This is a genomic window from Levilactobacillus bambusae, assembly GCF_003124125.1.
GTDB lineage: Bacteria > Bacillota > Bacilli > Lactobacillales > Lactobacillaceae > Levilactobacillus > Levilactobacillus bambusae.
This window is the reverse complement of the sequence record NZ_QCXQ01000002.1, coordinates 419,067-438,896: the sequence shown is the minus strand read 5'-3', so window position 1 is coordinate 438,896 and position 19,830 is coordinate 419,067. Positions and strand designations below refer to the sequence as shown.

Below are 19,830 nucleotides of genomic sequence, written 5' to 3'. Positions count from 1 at the left end.
CCTTCCGTTTCAAAATAGAATTGAATAAACGTTTTTTTGAAAAAAAGAGCAGCGCGAAGCCGCCTGCTCTTTTTCATTAAGTCGAATTAAGCTGTAGGACCGGCTGTTAAGTTCCATGTCATGGTGCTGGTGTAGGAACCAACCGTTTCATCGCCGTTAACCGTCAACTTAATGTTAGGGTTATCGTCTGATGGGCCGGCGTAAACCATGTCCCAAGTGCCAACCCCGTTACCAGCTTGAGCAGTCGCCATGTTAGTTGGGGTTGCTGGATCAACACTTGCGTCAGATACGGTTGGTGCGCCAGCGTTACTTGAGTTTGATGGGTTTGATGGGTTAGTTAGCGTGGCCTTAGAACCCGCAAAGTCCATCTTGGTTCCAGCTAACTTGTTAGCCCCGTTAGCAAATTCGGTGTAGGCCATAGTGACGTTCCAACCCTTTTTCAAACCGGTATTGTCGGTGACTTGGACGTAAGGGTTATTATTTGTTACGTTGTAAGTATTCGTTCCTTCAACGGGGTGAGTCCCGAAGTGGAGGTTTGGGACGTAATCAAGCGATAATGGACCAGCATCACCAGTCCCGTTGTTACTTGAATCGCCACTATCCGATGGTCCGGATGGGGTAGTTGAACTCGTGTTAGCTGTAAATGAAATGTCTGCTGAACCGGAAGCAGAATCGGATGATTCTGCGGCGTTAGCAGTCGAATGGTTAGTGGCCCCCAAAGTGGTAACACCCACACCACCAAGCATAATGGCTGAGACTAATAGCGTTGGTACAATTCCCTTTTTCATAAAGAATTCCTCCCTTTATTATTAACAATGTGACAATCAAACCGTGGATCGGGTGAAATTGCCCTTCCACGCACCGATTATGACAGGTGTGTCCGTTGAGGGAGGAAATGGACACTATCTAAAATTTAATCGTTATGATTAAAAATGTGATAATTAATGGCCTAAGAAAAAATCGGGCGTGAAATGATAGGAAACCAACTAGATTTAAGATAAGATGGGGGTAACTAAATAGTGTAATTAGGTGAGCACGTAAAAATGAACTTATTTGATATTTTGGAAAAAAATGATCAAATCCAGGTTCATATCATTCATGAACTATTGGATCAAGAGAGTGAAATTGCTGAGAAAACCCTGATGGAGCGTCAAAAAATTACGCGTTTTCTCTTCAACACCAACTTGAGCCAATTAATCCAACGTCTCTCAGAATTAGATATCGGGATACAGATCGTGGAGTCGCGCCGGGGCCGGACTAAGTACCTGGCACTTAAATGTCAGGCAGATGCAGATATTGCCCAGCTATACTACTCATACCTTAAAGAATCACCAAACTACCGGTTGATTCATGATGTTTTTTTTCAACCTAATTACACAATGGATTTCTTGACCCGGGATCTTTTAATAAGCGAGCCGGTGGTCTACCGCCGCTTAACGTGCATTAACCAGCGATTGCGTGAATTTAAAATCCAAATTACTGGAACGAACATTGAGGGGACCAGCCTGCAGGTCTGTTACTTTTACTACGAATTTTATTGGAATTCGGTTCCGGTGGAGGAGTTAGAGCGGCAGCTTACGAAGGCTACGGTATGGCAACTGGTTCACCAAGTGGAAGCGGCAATCAACGTTCAGCTCGCTCACTCGGAGCAGCTGCGGCTGTATTTATGGCTAGCGGTTATTAATCACTACCCGATAGAGCAGCCCAACCAGTCGTTATCAGATTCGATATTAGAAGAACTCCAGGATCAACCGATCATCAACCGATTAGTGGCGCGGGGGTTCGGCCGGACTCAGGCGCTTTTCTGCTACCTGTTTTTAACGACCCAGTTAGTGTTAACCCCCAGTGCCCAGACGGACCAGCTCTTAATGCCGTCACCATTGAAAAAGGTCCGACAGACCATGCAGACCGTCTTAGCAGTGGGGCAAGAACAGTATGAACTCACGTTGGACAGGTTGGAGTCAACGTTAATTCGTAACTGGATGCAGACCCTCAACCAATTAAATACCCGCTTTTATTTATTTTCGGGAATGGTTTTCTTCTATAAAAGAAACTATTACCAACCACCGTTGACGCTGCCTCTTTCCATAGCCGATAAACGACTAGTTGCTCATATTTTAGCGGCTACGCAAGACCAATTGGGGGTTCGTCTGACGGCGGACCAAGCCGATAACTTAAGTAGTATCATTCAATTCTGTATTGAATCGATTAAACGTTTTTCACCCTTAACTTTGAAAGTGGGCATTTATTCAGCAGCGAATTATTTAGCTGCCCAGTCCCTATTGACAAGCTTAAAAGACTTCTCCCACCTGGGGAAAACGGTTCAGTGGGAAGTTGCTAAGCCGGACCAGCGCTACGATCTTTTGGTAACGGACACTCGGGCAGCACTAGCGGACTTTCACTACCGAGAAGGGTACCTTCTGAGTGGTGCCCCTAACCTTAAGCGGGATGCTCGGGCGATTACCCGGTTAATTGATCAGGGAATAAAGGAAGTTCATGAGCGTCGCCCACCCCAAATTGAAATGAAAGATTTACACTTAGAATAACTAGGTGAAGGAGGTATGAAGATGAATTTTAATCAATCGTAGCTTGGCGGCCAATTATCGGAGAATGCCAATGATCGATTAGTCATGAAAATAGGGATGCGTTCATCATTAATCCGGTTGAAGGAAAAATGGCTTGGTTACGCTGGCAAAGCTGACCACCATGAAATCTGGACTAATGGGCGTACCCTAAGACGTCGGTCACGGGCCCGTCGCTAATTGCAACGGCTGTCGGTAATATTTTTAACAAATGGACATCGTTTTGAAATATATCTGACATAATAAGTCGTTATTATATAAAGTGACAGGGAGTAAACGAGTATCAGTTAATTAGAGATCCATTACATAATCAGAGAGTGAATCCCTGAATATCAGTCAAGAAAGAATTGGGGTAAGAAAGAATATGAGTTCAAAGTACATTAAGCCATTGCTTGCACTAACAATGGCCGGTAGTTTTGTCTTGGGTGGTCCAGTTGCGAGTGCCGCAACGGCTGCCAATAGTAGTTCTAGTGCCGATAGTTCTTCGAACAGCGTCAGCACTTCGAGTTCTTCCAGCGCATCAAAGACGTCGTCATCTTCAAGCAGTCAGAAGGCTAAGGCGACGAAGTCAGCTGACACCGCAACGAAGTCAAGTTCGACGTCTGGTTCGGGTGCCGATGTAACGTTGAAGAAAAGTCAAAAAGGGACCATGGGTTCTTCCATTGTGAAGACCAAGCAGTTTAGTGCCTTTTCCTTAAGACGGTACATTACACAACGGTCCAATTCGGCACCAGATATTTCTGAGTGGCAGGGGTCCATGTCCGATAGTCAAGCTAAGGCTTTGAAGAAGGAAGTTCCGTTTGTAATCTTACGGGTTCAATATGGGTCTGACTATTACGATAGGACTTTTGACCATAACTTAGCTCTCGTTAAGAAATACAACATTCCTTACGGGGTGTACTCCTTCAGTCAGTATTCAAGTCCAAGCGACGCTAAGACCGAAGCTAAGGACCTTTACAATCGGGCTCCGGAAGCCTCATTCTACGTTAATGATTACGAAGACCAAACGGTTTCGTCTGGATCAACGGATACGGCAACCAAGAATTGGTACACGGAAATGCGGAGTTTGGCGGGGAACCGGAAGATCCTCCTATACTCCGGTCAATGGTTTGTTGATTTATATGCACCTAAGGCCGTTGGGAGCTACGACGGTTTCTGGTTAGCGGCATACCAATCAAATGAGCCAACTTCAACCCACGTTTTATGGCAGTACACAGATTCCTACTACAGCAGTTCACTGAACCAAAACGTGGATGCCAGTGTTTACACTAGTAAGCCAAAGAGCTGGTTCTTCTCAAGCAGCAGCGATAATAGTAGTTCTAACTCAAACAGTGTTGGGGCAACTTACAAGCATACCTCAACGAAGTTTACCGTTAAGAACAACCCAGAACACAACTTCTACACGCACGTGGCGGGAGATACCCGGTACTCCCGGAAAATTTCCCACTATGGTTCAACTTACGCTGGTAAAGACATCACCGTTGATTCACAGGGAACCCGGACAAGTACGGGTGCCATCTACTACCGTTGTTACTACAACGGCAAGAACATTGGGTGGATGTACCATACCGGTTTAGCTTCTCAAGTGACTTACTCTAAGCCAGCTAAGAAGACAATGACGGTGGTTAATAAACCTACTAGCGCGTTTTATAATCACGTCACGGGCAGTAAATATGCTAGCATCAAGGTTACACATGCCAGCGCAGCCTACGCTGGTAAGACCGTGACCGTTGATAGTAAGGGAACGAAGTATGGATGGAAAACCCCATACTACCGCTGTTACTACAACGGAAAGTTGGTCGGTTGGATTTACGCAGGTTCATTAAAATAATGAAAGAAGATTCGGAAATTAATCAATTTTCCGAATCTTTTTTTTTGATTTTACGTGAATTAAATCACAGAAAATACAACCGATTGTATTCCTAACTTTGTGAGGTTAGGGGCGTTTATAACCGGTTCATCTAGAGGAAACTAACTTTTTTTCCGGGACGACGATGCTATACTAAACTTGTTAATTTTAGAACAAGAGGTGTTCATCATGAAAGCATTAGTTCTTACTGAAACGAAAAAAATGGAACTTGAAACTATTGACCGACCAAGCGTTGGACCGGATGAAGTCCTGGTTAAAACAGCGTATGCCGGAATCTGCGGCACGGATAAGGCCCTTTATCAAGGGTTACCGGGGTCAGCCGATGCCGTGCCCCCAATTGTTTTGGGTCACGAAAATTCAGGGGTGGTGGAAGCCGTTGGGGACGACGTTAAAAATGTAAAGCCGGGGGACCACGTTTCCGTTGACCCTAACATTTACTGCGGAGAATGTGCTTATTGTTTGACGTCCCGGCCGGAACTATGTGACCATCTATCAGCCGTGGGGGTAACCCGAAACGGGGGCTTTGAAGAGTACTTTACGGCACCCGCCAAAGTCGTTTATCGGGTTCCGGCCAGTCTGTCCCTAAAGGCTGCGGCAACCATCGAACCCCTCTCCTGTGCGGTCCACGGGGTTGACTTGTTGAACATTGAACCCTACCAGAAGGCGTTAGTCATTGGTGACGGGTTTGAAGGAGAACTGTTTAACCAGGTGTTGCAAGCCTACGGTGTTCGTCAGGTGGATATGGCGGGGCGTAACCGAGAAAAACTCGCCCTGAACCAGAAACAGTTTAACGTCACCACGACCTATGAACTCTATCGAGACGAAATTCCAGCAGAGTATGACATTGTGATTGAAGCGGTGGGGCGGCCGGAAACCCAAGAGATGGCCATTGCAGCTACTAAGAAGGGGGCCCAAGTCTTGATGTTTGGGGTTGGCGCTCCCAACCAAACCTTCCCGGTCAATACCTACGATGTCTTTGCTAAACAGTTGAAAATTCAGGGATCCTTTATTAATCCCTATACGTTTATGGCCTCCATCGCACTGTTAGAAAGTGGAAAGGTTAATCCGCTGCCGCTCATTAACACGGAACTCACGTTGGATAACGTGGAGGACTTTGTGAGCGGTCAGATGCAAAACGTTAATAAAGCCGTTGTCAAAGTTGGTGGCGACTTAAACTAGGAGGATCTGCACATGGCAATTAAGGATGACATTACGGGGATCCAACACGTTGGAATCCCAACCGATGATTTAGACCGGACAATTAGATTTTACGAAGCCTTAGGGTTTGTTCAGGCGGGCCTCTTTAAAAACGGAGCTAACCGGTGTGCGTTTCTGCGGCTAGGAACGTTGACCATTGAAACGTGGGAGGGCGACCCCGTTACTAAGAAGACGGGCGCCATTAACCATTTTTCGTTGGATACCACGAATATCGAGGCCGCCTTTCGGGATGCCCAAACGATGGGTTTAACCCTGAAGGAATCAGAAATTCAGTCCATTCCTACCTTCTGGGATCATGGCATTCGGTACTTTAACATTCTCGGCCCCAACGGCGAAACGATTGAGTTTTGCCAAATCCTCTAGACAACGGGCGTCGATTTGATATAATAAACCTATAATTTAACCAATTCTTGCCGCCGGGTAAGACAACTAGGGTGTTTCCACCGATTCTATTAGGCCAATGAAAGAATCGGATGGGGAGCACCCGCTTTTTTATGGAGGGATTCAAATGAATTGGGTTTATTTAATCGTTGCGGGCCTCTTGGAAATGGTATGGGCAACGACGATGAAACTGAGCCAGGGATTTACGAACGTGACGATGACCGTTATCACCATTGTTGTTTCGTTAACCAGCTTTGTTTTACTCGCGCAGGCAACTAAAACGCTCCCCATTAGTTTAGCCTACCCCATCTGGACGGGTATTGGGGCGATAGGCTCCATTATCGTTGGGTTGGTTTTATTTGGGGACCGATTATCCCCGCTGGGTTGGGGCTTTATGATTTTACTGATTGTGAGTATTATAGGGTTGAAGATGACAACCCAAGGATAGAAAGGATGATTACCATGGCACAAGAATTAAAGATTGATGATGATTTTTGGCAGCTGTTTCCCGATACAACGGTGGGGGTTGTGCGGGCACTCGGCGTTAATAATACGGCTGACGTTCCAGAAAGTCTGCTAGCAGAAGCCAATCAAACGGCACAGAAGTACGTTCAAGAGGATCCCATCAGTGCCAATCCGATTGTGGCGGATTGGCGGGAAGCCTACCGAAAGTTTAAAACGAAGAAGGGGGCCCGATCATCCATTGAGGCCCTAATGAAGCGGGCTAAGCAGGGGAAACCCGTATCAAGCATTAACGCAATGGTTGACCTCTATAACATCGTTTCGCTTACCTATGGTATTCCCGTGGGTGGGGAGAACATTGATTCGTTAAAGGGTGATATGCACTTAAAGATTGCCCAGGGGGGCGAGGACTTCCAACCACTTGGTGAAAATGACAGCGAGCCTGCATTACCAGGTGAGGTTGTATACCAAGATGGGGAGTCGATCGTGTGTCGATGCTGGAATTGGCGAGACGGCCAACGAACCATGCTAAAGGATGACACGACGAACGCTATTCTGGTTTTAGAAAACGTTAACCCCGATCGGGAACAAAACCTGGTGGACGCCGTGAATGCCCTTTGTGACTTACTAGCCAAGTACGTGGGTGGTGATATTTCATCCGCCATTTTGAGTCAGAACAACCCTAGCTTTCAGTTTCGCAATTAATTTCCTCAAATAACGGTCACAAGCCGGATTTCTTCCCGTATACTAGTTTAGAGGAAACTATTTGGGAGGAATCCAACGTGAAAAGGAAATTGTTGCAGCTGACGGGGCTCTTATTTGCCAGCGTCATGTTATTAACGGGGTGTTCGGTAACGGACTCACCAACTACTAACCGGTCGTCATCCGATACGGTTGAGCAAATTGCTAAACGACCGTACCAATCTGGGCATGAAGCGGTTGTTAAGGTGAACGGAAATAAGAGTACCCTGGCCCCAGAGGATTGGAAAACTAATCAGGTTGAGTACCACGACCTAGATAAATTGAACCGGACGGCATCGGCCAACACCGCATACCTGGAAAACCGAAATCTGGCTAAGGGGTCGCTGCGGGTCCGCCAAATTTTCCAACCCACTGGCTGGCACCAAAAGTTTGTGGATGGTGCCCCCATTATTAACCGGGGCCATATGATTGCCTATTCAATTTCGGGGGGAATCGATCAGGACGGTCAATATCAGCCAGGACAACGATCTGGGGATCAGAATAACCCGAAGAATTTGTTTACTCAGACCGCGTTTTCCAATCAAAACCTGCAAACCATTTACGAGGATAAAGTTCGGGACGCCCTGTACCATTATAAAAAGGTGATTTTTCAAGTCCAACCCGTTTTTTTAAACGATAATTTAATGGCCACCGGGGTTCACCTTCAGGCACTCTCCACCGATAAAGAACTCAACTTCAACGTGTTCATCTATAACGTCCAGCCAGGAGTTAAGTTTGACTACGCCACCGGCCGATCGGTGATTGATCATGATATGAAGGTACCGCAGCCTGCGGGAACTCACGGCTTTTCCAGCTCTAGCAGCCGGAAGTCATCGTACTATTAAAGCTCATTGCAACACTAAATAACGTCGGGAACCTGAACTGAGCAAGTATTGCTCAATTGGGTTCCCGACGTTATTTTAAATGGTAGATACCTGGATACGTTGTTTAATACGCTGGGTGCCACTGGGTATCAGTTACCGTTTGAGTGACATCGTTTACGGGGATTTGATTTAATCCAGCGGTCACCGCTGCTTTTGCCGTGGCAACCGCAATCGTGTTCGAAAACCTCTGTAGCTGATCAACGGGGGGTAAGACGGCTGCACCTGGTTGGTTGGGATCAACGATGCCGCTAAGGGAATGGGCAGCCGCGGAAATCATTGGGTCTGAAAGCCGGCTAGCGTGAACGGCGATGGCCCCCAGTCCTAACCCGGGATAGACGAGGGCGTTATTTGCCTGACCGATGTGGTACTGAACGCCTCCATAGGTGACGGCTTCGGCGGGCACACCCGTTGCCACTAATGCCCGACCATCCGTCCAGGTTATGAGGTCCTCCGCCGTTGCCTCTGCGAGCTTAGTCGGGTTGGATAGCGGAAAAATAATGGGTCGGGCTGTATGAGCCGCCATCTCCCTAACAATTTTTTCTGTGAAGGCACCGGTAACGGTTGAGGTACCGACCAGAATTGTGGGATGAATGGCAGCGACTACGGCGGCTAAGGAGGTCAGCGTTTCTGGGTGGCTAAAGTCCGATCGGGACCGGGCAAATTTCCGTTGGGCTGGGGTGAGGTTGGGATCGTCATTGAATAACAGTCCCTGCCGATCAACCAGGTAGAAGTGCGCCCTGGCAGTGGCCTCTGAGAGCCCCTGCTGCCGCATTTCTTGATAGATGCGGTCGGTAATACCAGCGCCCGCCGATCCCGCACCAAAGCAAAGGTAGGTTTGGTCGGTCAGTTTTTCACCGGATATTTTGAGGGCGCCTAAAATTCCGGCGAGGGTAATAATTCCCGTGCCCTGAATGTCGTCATTGAAGGTTAAAATCTGGTCCTGGTACCGGGCCAAGATAGCAGCGGCCGTCCCACGGCCAAAGTCTTCCCAGTGCAGGTAAAGGTTGTTGAACAGGGGTTCAGCGGTCGTGACAAACTGGTCGATAAATTGATCGTATCGGGCCCCTCGAATCCGGTGGTGCCGGTTGCCGAGGTAACGGGGATCCTTCAAGAGGGCGTTGTTTTCCGTCCCCGTGTCTAAAATGACGGGCAGAACCTGTTCGGGGTTAATCCCGGCGGCAGCCGTATAGACCATGAGTTTACCGATGGCAATTTCCACACCGTTCACGCCCCAGTCCCCGATCCCTAGGATTGCTTCAGCATCGGTCACCACAATGAGGTGAATATCCCGTCCACTAGCGGCTTCTTGCAGCGTTTGGCGGATGTTTTCGGGGTGGTCAATCGAGAGAAATGCGGCACCCTGGGGTTTCATATAAATGTCGCTGTAGTGTTCAATGGCGTCCGCGATGACGGGATCATAAACCACCGGCATCATTTCAGCAATGTGCTGACCGAAGAGGTAGAAGAAGAGGGTCCGGTTTGTATTAAACAGGCGCATGAGAAATTCGCGTTGATTTAGTCCCCGGGGCTCCCGCAAAAACTCATGGTAGGCCCGGGCGGCTTGGGCGGCGATTGTTTCAACCTGTGGGGGAATCAACCCCGTTAGGTGATACTTTGACCGTTCTTGAATGGAAAATGCGGTGCCCTTATTTAAAAAGGGATTGGCAAGTAAGGCAGTGGGGTTCATCATTAAGATCCTTTCCGTGGTTGGTTACTGCCCACAGTATAGGAGTGTTAAAAAAATATAGTCAAATACCCTAATTTTGATAAAATAGTTTTATCAGGAGGCGACATGATAGATGAATACAACAGACTACCAATACTTCACTAAGCTAGTGACCCTGCGGAATTTTCGGGATACCGCCGCTTACTTTCACGTGACGCAGCCCACCATTTCTTACGCTCTGCAACGGTTGGAAGCTGACTATGGCATCAAATTGATTGACCGTTCCCGGGGAAAAGCCGTAACGGTAACCGAAGCGGGGATGCGGCTGAATGATCATGCCCTCCGAATCATTCGGGAGGAACGGCTGGCTCAAAAGGATCTCGATGATTTACAGACGGAAAAGATCCGATTGGGGTTGCCCCCGATTATCGGGAACGCTTATTTTTCGGCCTTAACTCAGCCACTCAAAAAAGCCCACCTTCTATCCCAGTTAGATCTGGTGGAGGCAGGCTCGCAAGAGGTTTTAGCCCAGTTAAAGGCGGGCGACATCGACATAGCGTTATTAGGTTCAGCGGAGCCCTTAGTGGATCCCCAATTAGTGACCCTCCCCATCGTTAAAAAGCCGTTCAACATCGTGGTGGGTCCCGAAAATCCGTTAGCCGACCAAAAGTCAGTCGCCTTTTTTGAGCTCCAGGATCAGGCATTTGTCATGTTTAATTCGGAGTTTGTTCACCGGGAGGTCTTCGAAATGTTATGTGCCGTATCCGAGACGAACCCAACGGTGATTCAGCAGACGAGTGACCTATCCATCTTAAAGCAGATGATTAAAGCCGACATTGGGATTAGTCTGTTAACTGAAGCGGCGGTCAGTCCGTCCGATAACTTAGTCTCGCTATCCTTAACGGATCGGGACGTTCCTCAGTTTGCAATCTCACTGGCATACCGCCGGCACTATCGATTAACCGGGGACCAGCAGGCCTTCATCGATTTAACTCAGCAACTGCGCTAAGGAGCCACCTTGATAATGACAGAGCCCTGGCATAGGCCGCCCCGAGCATAGTTTAAGGCGTCGTTGATTCGATCGAGTGAAAACGAGGTGGGGTCAACCCGAGGCGTCATCGTATGCGATTTCACCATGGCACTAATCTTACTAAGTTCATAACCGTCCGCGCTGGTAAAGATAAACCGGTAGTTAATTCCTAGTTTTTTGGCCTTATAATCCATTTCCCGGCCCCTAACTGATTGAGTGACGCGTTGCCAAAATGAGAGGTCATGGTTAGCGGCCAATAGGGCATCGGGGCCAGCCACAATGCTTAACAGGGTTCCGCCACGCTTAAGGATCTCCATTTCATGGGCTACTTGGTCACTGCCGGTTGATTCCATAACGGCGTCGATGTTTGATAGGACCTCCCAGAAATTTGTGGACCCGGGATCGATAACCTGTTTAGCTCCCAAATTCAGGGCGTGCTGTTTTGTCTCGCCCGTCCCAACCGTAATGACGGTAACGCCCATGGCAGACGCCATGGGAATGACAACCGCAGCTAAGTTATCTGTTGCATCAGATAAAAATAGGGTTTGCCCGGCCTGCATTGCGAGTTCGTCCGTCAACCCCTGGTAGGCAAGCAGTCCAACCTGTGGCATTGCACTTGCGGTTCGCATGCTGAACTCTTCTGGAACCTTATCAATCACGTCCTGATCAACGGCAACGTATTCGGCAAACGAACCAATTCGGGGAAGCGGTAACCGAGCGTAAACCTGATCTCCGGGACGAAATGCATTGATCCCAGAACTTACGGCTTCAATGGTGCCCGAAAGTTCGCTCCCCATGGTGAAGGGTGGGGTAGCCCCCTGGAGGGTTCGAACGGCGCCGGTCCCAATTAAGTTATCCAACGGGTTGATGGCGGCGTAACGAACCTTGATTAGAACTTCATTGTCGGCTAACTTCGGTTTTTCGACATCCCTAACGGTTAACATGAACTTCGTTTGATATTGATCTAACTGTGCAGCTTTCAATCTTGAACACCCCCTTAGTTGGCCCTATTGTAACAGGGGAGATTTAGGGATACAAAAAGGGCGACTTAGAGTCGCCCTTTTTAGTGGCCCACGTAATTAGCAGAGGTCTTAGTTCGTAATATCCGACATGGAGAGACCTAGTACCTTGGCAACCCGGGTCCCAAAATCGGGATCCACTTGGTAAAAGAGTTTGGTTTGCCGGATTTTAGTGTCGGTTGATTTGACGGTGCCTAAGCTATCCTTAATGTCCTGGATAAGCCAGTCCTTTTTATCTGGTGTTAGGATCTGGTAGAGGGCTCGAGGAGCACTAAAGTAATCATCATTTTGGGGGTAAGCTTTGACCTCACCTTGAACGGGGTAGGTCATCTGAGTTCCACGGGGATTTTGAACGGGTCCGCCCAGTGAATTAGGTTCGTAGTTGACGGCTCCCGCACCATTATCCGTGACCTGCATCTTACCGTCCCGATCGTAGTTTTTGACCGTATTTTTAGGTCGGTTGACGGGAATTTGATCGTAATTGGTGCCTAACCGGTAACGTTCAGCATCCGTGTAGGCAAACAAACGTCCCTGTAACAGTTTATCAGGCGAAAGGCCAACTCCCGGAACGATATTGGCGGGTGAAAAGGCAGCTTCTTCAACGTCGGTAAAGTAGTCAACGGGATTTTCGTTTAACGTAAATTTACCGATTTTTTGCAGTGGGTAGTCGTGTTGGGAAACGACCTTGGTGACGTCAAAGATGTCGTCCTTGTACTTCAAACCTTCTTCATAGGGAATGATTTGAACGTAAACGTTCCAGGAGGGGTAGTCGCCATGATCTATGGCATCATACAAATCCTTAATATACCAATCGGGTTCCTTCCCGGCCATGACGTCAGCTTCCTCATCGGTCAGGTTCTTGATTCCCTGGTTTGACTTGAAGTGATACTTAATCCAAAAGTTCTCCCCCTTAGCGTTTGTCCAGCTAAAGGTGTGGCTGCCGTAACCGTGCATGTACCGGTATGAATAGGGAATCCCCCGGTCGGACATTAAAATCACGACTTGGTGGGTTGCCTCGGGTGAGTGTGAGAAGTAATCCCATTGCATATCCGTACTACGTTCATGGGTGGACGGGTTCCGCTTTTGACTATGAATGAAGTCGGGAAACTTCAGTGGGTCGTTCATAAAGAAGACGGGCGTATTATTTCCCACAATATCAAAGTTTCCTTCGTCCGTGTAAAACCGAAGGGCAAATCCCCGCACATCTCGGTAGGTATCAGCATGGCCGGACTCACCTGCTACGTTTGAGAACCGGGCCAACATTGGGGTCTTCTTTTCGGGGTGGGTTAAGAAATCAGCGGAGGTATAGGCGCTTAAGTCATGGTCAAGCTCAAAGTACCCCTTTGCTCCCGCACCCTTAGCGTGAACCACCCGTTCTGGAATCCGCTCCCGGTCAAAGTGGGCGAGTTTTTCCGTAAAGCCAAAGTCCTGCATGACGACTGGACCACGGGGGCCGGCCGTTAAGGTGTTTTCGTTATTAGCTTGTGGGGCACCGTTATTAGTGGTTAAGTCCGGCTGACCCTGTTTTGGTTTGTCGTTTTTATCATTACTATTGTTAGGTTGTTGATGGTCTGTCATGTGATCTCCTCCTTCAGGGTCATTATACGAAATTTACCAAGTGTTAGAGTCCTAAACGCTCAACAATTTAGACTATAATTTTAGTTGGAAATACGCCGAAAAAGGAGACGAAAAAATGGACAAAGTGATCATCATGTTGGGGCTTCTATTTGTCATCTTAGCTAGTTTAGCTGTTGCGGTGGCTCCCTTTGCTAACCTTGCGAGCAGCTTAGGGATTAGTCCGATGTGGGCCCGGCTGATTTTAGGGTTGGGAATTATAGTGGCCGTTGTGGGAATTTACCGGAAGTTTAATAAGTAGCGACAAAATGCAAAAGCGGGAATACAGTTAAAGAGGAACCGTGACACAAGTCCGTTTCGCTCAGAAAACACAAATTTGCAACTTGGCACGAAGCCCCTCATCCCAAATGCGGATGCCTTCGTGCCAGTAGTTACGTGACATTGGTTAGGCCAAATCAAAATAGGGATCATCCCAAAACACGAACAAAGGGCGTTCGTATTACGGGATGATCCCTATTTTGCCAGGCTTAGACGACTAATGTCACAGCCTCTCTCTGGCTTAGCAATTATTTTGTTTCGCGTGCAACCTTTGGGTTAAGGTGCAGACTTAAGGCGTTTAACGCCACAATAATGGTGGAGCAGGACATCACGAGGGCCCCAGCCATTGGTGGCAGAATGAAGCCAATAGGAGCTAAAACTCCGGCGGCCAGTGGAATCGCAATGATGTTGTACCCGGCAGCCCACCACAAGTTTTCGGTCATCTTATCGTTGGTCCGTTTGCCTAAATCAAGAAAGTCAATCACGTTTTTGGGATCGCTCGAAACTAGGACGACATCGGCCGATTGAATGGCAACGTCCGTACCTGAACCGATGGCGATACCAATATCTGCTTGGGCTAGGCTAGGCGCATCGTTGACACCGTCCCCGATGAAAATAACTTTGCCGGATTTTTGGTAATCTTCCACAATTTTTTCCTTATCGGCAGGCATTAACTGGGCTTTGAATTCAGCAATCCCCAGTCTGTTTGCCACTGCGGCTGCGGTTTCCTGGTTATCTCCCGTTAGCATAACGGGAGTCAGTTTATGGTTTAACATGTAGGCAATCATTTCCTTAGAATTCTGTTTGATTTGATCACCCAGGGCAATGACGCCCAAGACCTGCTGACCACTAACCAAGAAACTAACGGTATTACCTTCAGAAGCTAACTGCTTGAACTGGTCGGAATTATACGGTAATCCCTTTTGCTGGAGGTAAGCCACGGATACGATACCGTATTGCTGACCGTTAATGGTTCCGAACTGACCGATTCCGGACTGTTGTGAAACATCTGTTGCGGTGACAATCTTGAGGTCCTTGGCTTTAGCGGTCGTTAAGATACCAACGGCTAAGGGATGGCTGGATCCCGTTTCCAGGTCGGCAATTAGGTTTAAAACCTGGTCGTCATTTAGCGAGTCCGATAGGCTTTTAACGGCGGTGACTTGGAAGTGCCCCTCAGTCAGCGTTCCGGTCTTGTCGATTAGAGCGTACTTGACCTTGTTTAACTGTTCAATGGCGTTTTTATTCCGATATAGTAAACCATGGGTGGCAGCAATAGAGGTACTCCGTGCCGAGACGAGGGGAACCGCCAGTCCTAGAGCGTGGGGACACGCAATGATGAGCACAGTGACCGCAATGGGCAGTGCGACTGAGAGACCCCGTAAGGCTAACCACACGAAGAAGGCAATGATAGCAACAGAAACGGCGGCGTAGAATAACCAGCCAGCAACCTTATTGGCCCGGGTTTCGGTGTTGGACTTGCTGCTTTGGGCGGTTTGAACCAGCTTGACGACGTTTGAGAGGTAACTCCCATCACCAGTGGCCGTAACTTTTGCTTCGATGGTCCCGTCGCCGTTCACTGATCCTCCGATAATATCATCGCCGGGTTTCTTTTCGACTGCCTTCGCTTCACCCGTAACCAACGATTCATTAACCGATGTCGTTCCACTCGTTACGGTCGCATCAGCGGGAATTTTTTCACCGGCCCGGATCTGAACGGTTTCTCCGTTTGTCAGATCACCTAAAGCGACATCTTGAATTTTACCATCGGCGCCCACCACGTGAGCCTTCTGGGGCAGCAGTTTTGCGAGGGCGTCCACGGCTGATCCGGCGTTAGACAGGGTCTTCATTTCAATCACGTGCCCCGCCAGCATAATGACGATTAGGGTGGCTAATTCCCAGAAAAACGTGGTAACCATTGGGTGAACGTGGAAAATATTATTAGCAATTACCCCGTAAACACTGTAAATATAAGCGACCGTGATACCCATGGTAATTAAGGTCATCATGGCTGGCTTGTGCTGTTTTAACTCTCCCTTGGCTCCGGCAAAGAAGGGCTGGCCACAGTAAAAGTAGAGGATGGTACCCAAGAGTGCAACAATCCAGTCGGACCCGGGAAACGTAATTTGCCAGCCGAAGGTCATTCCCATCATGGGCGACATGATAATCATTGGCACGGTTAAAATGACCGCAATCCAAAACTTTTTCTTCATGTCCTCCATCATGTGATCCATTCCGCCCATGCCCGACATATTCCCCATGTCCATTGACATGTGATCGTGACCCGACATAGTCATTTGATGGTCCATGTGATTCATGTGATCCATCTGATGGTCATCATTTTTCATTCGTCACAACTTCCCTTCATATTTGGCATACAGTTACAGTCAACCTCGACCGGAGCCGTTTTTTGGCGTTCGGTTAATTTTGTCACGAGCTGATCAATATCGCCTTGACTCAGTTGAATTCGATCGAAGTTATCCAGCAGCATTTGTCCGTGGTGCATGGCGCAGGTTTCGTCAAACAGGGTGGCGGCCTGCGAATCAATGGTGTCTTGTTCCACAATGTTAGCCGCGTACTGGTAGCTTCGGCCGTTCCGAGTGGCCGAAAGGGCGTTCTTCTTCACGAGCCGGCTGATTAACGTTTTAGTTGTTGAAGCTGACCAACCCATTTTTTCAGCGAGGGCGTCGATTAATTCGGTACTGGTCGTTTGGTCGAGCGTCCAAACAATCCGCATAACTTCCCACTCAGCGGGGGTAATGGTCATTTCAGTTTCGGTCATTTTCGTTCCTCCAATCTACATTTGTAGATCTATTTACTGGGTTAAGTTTACATTTGTAGATTTTAAATGTCAACTTTTTTGAAGCTCCTTTACTTGAAAGCGGATTCTAAAACCCGTAAAATTAGTTCATACGACGCTACTAGGAAGGGGATTCACCATGACTAAGATTCTATCGATTAATGCCGGCAGTTCGTCATTAAAGTTTAAACTTTATGAGATGCCAGCCGAAACCGTCATTGCGGAGGGCGAAGTGGAGCGGGTCAACATGCCCCAGTCACAGTTCAAGCTAACCGTTCCGGATCAACCGGATCGGCCCTACACTGAAACTCAGGACAATATGACCTACCAGGAAGCCGTCTCGACCATTTTAACCAGCCTCAAAAGCGAAGGGGTGCTTGATCATATTAGTGAGATTGAGGGCATTGGGAATCGGGTCGTTGCCGGGGGTGAAATCTTTAAGGATGCGGCCGTTATTACGCCAACGACCTTAAATCAGATTAAGGAGTTAGCGAAGTTTGCCCCCTTACATAACCCCGTTCAAATTGAATACATTGAGGACTTTCAAAAGATTCTCCCCAACGCGACTCAGGTCGCCGTATTTGATACCTCCTTATTTACGGAGTTGCCAGCAACGAACTACCTTTATCCACTTCCGTATGACTATTACGAAGACTATGGTGCCCGTAAGTATGGCGCCCACGGAACTAGTCACCGTTACGTTTCTCACCGGGCAGCGGAAATTCTAAATCGCCCCCTGAAGGATCAAAAGATGATTACGCTGCATTTAGGATCGGGCTCATCTGCTACCGCGTTTAAAGACGGTCGGGCCCTTGACACTTCCATGGGATTTACACCGTTAGACGGTTTGCTCATGGGGACCCGGAGCGGTAATATTGACCCGTCACTGGTTGCCTTTCTGGGGCAAAAGATGCAGATGAGCTATGCGGACGTGGTGACCATTTTAAATGAAAAATCTGGCTTATTAGGGGTTTCAGGCTATTCCTCTGATCAGCGGGATCTTGAAAATACGGCGGCCGAACGTCCCCAGTCTAACCTAGCGTTGGAAATGTATGCGAACCGCATTGTGCGCTATGTCGGAGCGTACATGGCTGAGTTAGGCGGCTTAGACACCTTAGTCTTTACTGCCGGAGTGGGAGAAAATAGTCCCGCTATGCGACAAACGATTGCTAATCAACTGGCGTTTTTAGGGGTCAAAGTGGCCGATAGTTTGAATCAGGTCCGGGGGAAGGAACAAATTATTAGTCCCGCCGACGCCAAGGTGACCACGATGGTCGTTCCCACCAATGAGGAATTAATGATTGCCCGTGATACCATGCGGTTAATGACCAATCAAAAATAGAACGGTGGAGACGACTGGAATCGCTCGAAAAATGGACATTGTGAATATTTTTGTTAAACAGTTGTAATCTTTCTGACTCAATTTTGACTTTTAAGGTGTGTATGATGAAATTAGATAGATAAAATTAAAAAAGATTAAAGAAAAAGGTAGGGGTTTTAATTTTGAGTGATGCAGGGAAACGATTGTTATCGATCTTAGTTGTTGCCGCGGGGGTTTTCTTTTTATTCGGCGGGGCTAACCAACGGGCCGAGGCTCAGGCATACAGCCATATTTCTAACGTTAAATGGGTGGCTAAGACGCCGTACGTGCGTAATTCATGGGCTGGAAATACCTATAACTTTACTAGTACCACGGGAAAGTTTAAGTTTAGCAGGTTAACGCACCGGTTAAGAAATTATCCGAATACAACTTGGAATGTGACTCGGCGTGCTACGGTTACTAAGCCGAATGGTGTTCGGTACACGTACTACTACGTCACGAATGGTCACGGAGATGTTTCAGGTTGGATTTGGCACGGTTACCTCAAAAAGAAGAGCATCGTTCCAAATTTATCAGCCGCTGAGGCGAGCGCCCGCAGTTGGATCGTTGCGCGTGAATCGGGCGGTTCATACACAGCCCGCAATGGTGTGTGTTACGGTAAGTACCAACTGAACCTTGGTTACCTACACGGTAATTTATCCCCTGAAAACCAGGAAAAGATGGCCCAGAAGTACGTCACATCCCGTTACGGTTCGTGGCGGCGGGCTAAGTCATTTTGGCAATCCCATCACTGGTATTAAAATAAACGCCTATCCTTTAATCTAACTCAAATATGAAATATTTTTCCACCAAAAACGGTGACCCTCCTAGTTGAGCACTCTTGTTCGGCTAGGTAGGTCGCCGTTTTTGATTTCGGAATTGGCCTGTGTCTAACCTAACAGTGATTAAGATCACAAATATTCAAAAAATGATACAATCGATTACATTGTGAAGGAGCCAATGATTGAGGAGATTTAACGAAAAAGACGGCCATTTTTTATGGTAGTATCCGCTTTCAGCAACCACTATACTAAAACCGGAAATGATAATTGTGAAATTAAAAACATGATTTTAGAAAAGGTGGAGTTTAAGATGGAAGCGGATCAAGATAAGTTCGTGACGCATAAGGTTGAGTCAGTAGAAACCAATCCGGGAGTCGGGCAAAGAAATATTTCGGTGGGAACCTCCCTTACGTTTTTCGTCTTATCACTAGTGATTAATTCGGCTGGTAACGTCCTGACACTGGTGACCAGCGCTAAGATTCACCCACCGTTTTTAGGGGCGGCCTACTGGACGGCGGCGGAAAATAATTTTGGGGTCGCCGTTGGCTGGAACCTATTCTGGACCTTTCTGATTATCGGAATGGGAACGACCGTCTTAAATGCGATTTTAGTGGGACACTGGAGCTGGCGGCGGGCACTGGGAAACCTCTGCTTTATGGTGCCATTCTCTGCGTTAATTCAAATTTTTCAGGATTTTTTCATGGGTAACTATCCCCAATTATTTAGTGGTTTTCCGGAAGCTCACGGAGCGGTGATGGTCACCCTCTACGTCGGCCTTAACTTCCTTGGGGTGGCACTGATTGCGATTGCGATTTCCATTTACCAGCGGGTTAACTTAGTGCTGCATCCCGCCGATGACCTCATGCAGATTCTTCGGTTTAAGTATTTTAAGGGAAACGCCGTTTGGGCTATGTTGGCGTCATACATTCCACCGACCATTCTGGCCATTGTTGCGATTCTAATTACCCATACGTTCACCACGTTTGGGGTGGGCACGGTCTTCGCTTTTCTGGCCCAGGGCGCCATCACGGGCTGGGGTGATCAACACGTTTTTCCTTGGTTGAAGCATCAGGCATTAGACGTTGGTGAAAAATCATAACCAACGGAGTTCACTCTTGGGGTTCAATAAAGATGGGATCTGGAAC

Annotated in this window: 17 protein-coding genes and 1 pseudogene; 12 read left to right on the top strand and 6 right to left on the bottom strand. The window is 47.8% G+C overall.

All coding sequences use genetic code 11. The annotated features are described in order from the left end of the window. Positions 1-86: 86 nt before the first annotated feature. Positions 87-788, bottom strand: a complete 702-nt coding sequence (locus DCM90_RS04905) for a WxL domain-containing protein (RefSeq protein ID WP_109250220.1) — start codon at positions 786-788, stop codon at positions 87-89. A 255-nt stretch (positions 789-1,043) separates the two neighbouring features. Here DCM90_RS04905 and DCM90_RS04900 point away from each other — a divergent pair, with 255 nt between their 5' ends. From DCM90_RS04900 to DCM90_RS04870, 7 genes are all read left to right on the top strand, one after another. Beyond that, a complete protein-coding gene (locus DCM90_RS04900; RefSeq protein WP_109250219.1) occupies positions 1,044-2,546 on the top strand; it encodes an AcpB/EbpR/MafR family transcriptional regulator in 1,503 nt (500 codons plus the stop codon). A 400-nt stretch (positions 2,547-2,946) separates the two neighbouring features. Then, the gene (locus DCM90_RS04895) at positions 2,947-4,413 is read left to right on the top strand and encodes a GH25 family lysozyme (RefSeq protein ID WP_109250218.1); all 1,467 of its coding nucleotides are present in this window, start codon (positions 2,947-2,949) and stop codon (positions 4,411-4,413) included. A gap of 207 nt (positions 4,414-4,620) precedes the next feature. Next, positions 4,621-5,631 carry a zinc-dependent alcohol dehydrogenase family protein gene (locus DCM90_RS04890; protein WP_109250217.1) on the top strand — a complete coding sequence of 337 codons (1,011 nt, stop codon included), beginning with the start codon at positions 4,621-4,623 and terminating at the stop codon, positions 5,629-5,631. Between the two features lie 12 nt (positions 5,632-5,643). Further along, positions 5,644-6,033 (top strand): VOC family protein, encoded by a 390-nt coding sequence (locus DCM90_RS04885; protein ID WP_109250216.1) that lies wholly within the window; start codon positions 5,644-5,646, stop codon positions 6,031-6,033. A gap of 145 nt (positions 6,034-6,178) precedes the next feature. Beyond that, on the top strand, positions 6,179-6,499 hold the full coding sequence (locus tag DCM90_RS04880; RefSeq protein WP_109250215.1) for a DMT family transporter: 321 nt from the start codon (positions 6,179-6,181) through the stop codon (positions 6,497-6,499). Positions 6,500-6,513: 14 nt separating this feature from the next. After that, complete coding sequence (locus DCM90_RS04875; protein WP_109250540.1) at positions 6,514-7,218, top strand: B3/B4 domain-containing protein; 705 nt, start codon at positions 6,514-6,516, stop codon at positions 7,216-7,218. A 125-nt stretch (positions 7,219-7,343) separates the two neighbouring features. Further along, positions 7,344-8,099 carry a DNA/RNA non-specific endonuclease gene (locus DCM90_RS04870; protein WP_109250539.1) on the top strand — a complete coding sequence of 252 codons (756 nt, stop codon included), beginning with the start codon at positions 7,344-7,346 and terminating at the stop codon, positions 8,097-8,099. A 103-nt stretch (positions 8,100-8,202) separates the two neighbouring features. Here DCM90_RS04870 and DCM90_RS04865 read toward each other — a convergent pair whose 3' ends face one another. Then, positions 8,203-9,825 carry a malolactic enzyme gene (locus DCM90_RS04865; RefSeq protein WP_191981029.1) on the bottom strand — a complete coding sequence of 541 codons (1,623 nt, stop codon included), beginning with the start codon at positions 9,823-9,825 and terminating at the stop codon, positions 8,203-8,205. 112 nt (positions 9,826-9,937) lie between these two features. Here DCM90_RS04865 and DCM90_RS04860 point away from each other — a divergent pair, with 112 nt between their 5' ends. Next, on the top strand, positions 9,938-10,813 hold the full coding sequence (locus DCM90_RS04860; RefSeq protein ID WP_109250213.1) for a LysR family transcriptional regulator: 876 nt from the start codon (positions 9,938-9,940) through the stop codon (positions 10,811-10,813). Here the strand turns inward: DCM90_RS04860 and DCM90_RS04855 are convergent. Continuing rightward, positions 10,810-11,817, bottom strand: a complete 1,008-nt coding sequence (locus DCM90_RS04855; RefSeq protein WP_109250212.1) for an NADP-dependent oxidoreductase — start codon at positions 11,815-11,817, stop codon at positions 10,810-10,812. The genes DCM90_RS04860 and DCM90_RS04855 overlap by 4 nt on opposite strands. A gap of 108 nt (positions 11,818-11,925) precedes the next feature. Further along, complete coding sequence (locus DCM90_RS04850; RefSeq protein WP_109250211.1) at positions 11,926-13,431, bottom strand: catalase; 1,506 nt, start codon at positions 13,429-13,431, stop codon at positions 11,926-11,928. Between the two features lie 115 nt (positions 13,432-13,546). Here DCM90_RS04850 and DCM90_RS04845 point away from each other — a divergent pair, with 115 nt between their 5' ends. Next, positions 13,547-13,729, top strand: coding sequence for a hypothetical protein (locus DCM90_RS04845; protein WP_109250210.1), 183 nt, complete (start codon positions 13,547-13,549; stop codon positions 13,727-13,729). Between the two features lie 265 nt (positions 13,730-13,994). Here the strand turns inward: DCM90_RS04845 and DCM90_RS04840 are convergent, their stop codons facing one another. Both DCM90_RS04840 and DCM90_RS04835 read right to left on the bottom strand, forming a co-directional pair. Then, positions 13,995-16,091: a copper-translocating P-type ATPase gene (locus tag DCM90_RS04840; RefSeq protein WP_109250209.1), complete on the bottom strand. Its 2,097-nt coding sequence runs from the start codon at positions 16,089-16,091 to the stop codon at positions 13,995-13,997. Next, the gene (locus DCM90_RS04835) at positions 16,088-16,525 is read right to left on the bottom strand and encodes a CopY/TcrY family copper transport repressor (protein WP_109250208.1); all 438 of its coding nucleotides are present in this window, start codon (positions 16,523-16,525) and stop codon (positions 16,088-16,090) included. The genes DCM90_RS04840 and DCM90_RS04835 overlap by 4 nt, the downstream gene beginning before the upstream one ends. Before the next feature lie 157 nt (positions 16,526-16,682). Here DCM90_RS04835 and DCM90_RS04830 point away from each other — a divergent pair, with 157 nt between their 5' ends. The 3 genes and pseudogenes from DCM90_RS04830 (at position 16,683) to DCM90_RS04820 (ending at position 19,784) form a co-directional block, all read left to right on the top strand. Beyond that, the gene (locus tag DCM90_RS04830) at positions 16,683-17,885 is read left to right on the top strand and encodes an acetate/propionate family kinase (protein WP_109250207.1); all 1,203 of its coding nucleotides are present in this window, start codon (positions 16,683-16,685) and stop codon (positions 17,883-17,885) included. A gap of 548 nt (positions 17,886-18,433) precedes the next feature. Next, positions 18,434-18,664, top strand: a pseudogene (locus DCM90_RS04825) (aggregation-promoting factor C-terminal-like domain-containing protein); the annotation flags it as partial. Between the two features lie 304 nt (positions 18,665-18,968). Then, positions 18,969-19,784 (top strand): DUF6198 family protein, encoded by an 816-nt coding sequence (locus tag DCM90_RS04820; protein ID WP_225365969.1) that lies wholly within the window; start codon positions 18,969-18,971, stop codon positions 19,782-19,784. Positions 19,785-19,830: the final 46 nt, after the last annotated feature.

Excerpts from the sequence above, each read along its gene's own strand:
- DCM90_RS04905 (WP_109250220.1), bottom strand. The coding sequence starts at position 788 with ATGAAAAAGGGAATTGTACCAACGCTATTAGTCTCAGCCATTATGCTT.
- DCM90_RS04900 (WP_109250219.1), top strand. The coding sequence starts at position 1,044 with ATGAACTTATTTGATATTTTGGAAAAAAATGATCAAATCCAGGTTCAT.
- DCM90_RS04895 (WP_109250218.1), top strand. The coding sequence starts at position 2,947 with ATGAGTTCAAAGTACATTAAGCCATTGCTTGCACTAACAATGGCCGGT.
- DCM90_RS04890 (WP_109250217.1), top strand. The coding sequence starts at position 4,621 with ATGAAAGCATTAGTTCTTACTGAAACGAAAAAAATGGAACTTGAAACT.
- DCM90_RS04885 (WP_109250216.1), top strand. The coding sequence starts at position 5,644 with ATGGCAATTAAGGATGACATTACGGGGATCCAACACGTTGGAATCCCA.
- DCM90_RS04880 (WP_109250215.1), top strand. The coding sequence starts at position 6,179 with ATGAATTGGGTTTATTTAATCGTTGCGGGCCTCTTGGAAATGGTATGG.
- DCM90_RS04875 (WP_109250540.1), top strand. The coding sequence starts at position 6,514 with ATGGCACAAGAATTAAAGATTGATGATGATTTTTGGCAGCTGTTTCCC.
- DCM90_RS04870 (WP_109250539.1), top strand. The coding sequence starts at position 7,344 with ATGTTATTAACGGGGTGTTCGGTAACGGACTCACCAACTACTAACCGG.
- DCM90_RS04865 (WP_191981029.1), bottom strand. The coding sequence starts at position 9,825 with ATGAACCCCACTGCCTTACTTGCCAATCCCTTTTTAAATAAGGGCACC.
- DCM90_RS04860 (WP_109250213.1), top strand. The coding sequence starts at position 9,938 with ATGAATACAACAGACTACCAATACTTCACTAAGCTAGTGACCCTGCGG.
- DCM90_RS04850 (WP_109250211.1), bottom strand. The coding sequence starts at position 13,431 with ATGACAGACCATCAACAACCTAACAATAGTAATGATAAAAACGACAAA.
- DCM90_RS04845 (WP_109250210.1), top strand. The coding sequence starts at position 13,547 with ATGGACAAAGTGATCATCATGTTGGGGCTTCTATTTGTCATCTTAGCT.
- DCM90_RS04840 (WP_109250209.1), bottom strand. The coding sequence starts at position 16,091 with ATGAAAAATGATGACCATCAGATGGATCACATGAATCACATGGACCAT.
- DCM90_RS04835 (WP_109250208.1), bottom strand. The coding sequence starts at position 16,525 with ATGACCGAAACTGAAATGACCATTACCCCCGCTGAGTGGGAAGTTATG.
- DCM90_RS04830 (WP_109250207.1), top strand. The coding sequence starts at position 16,683 with ATGACTAAGATTCTATCGATTAATGCCGGCAGTTCGTCATTAAAGTTT.
- DCM90_RS04820 (WP_225365969.1), top strand. The coding sequence starts at position 18,969 with ATGATTTTAGAAAAGGTGGAGTTTAAGATGGAAGCGGATCAAGATAAG.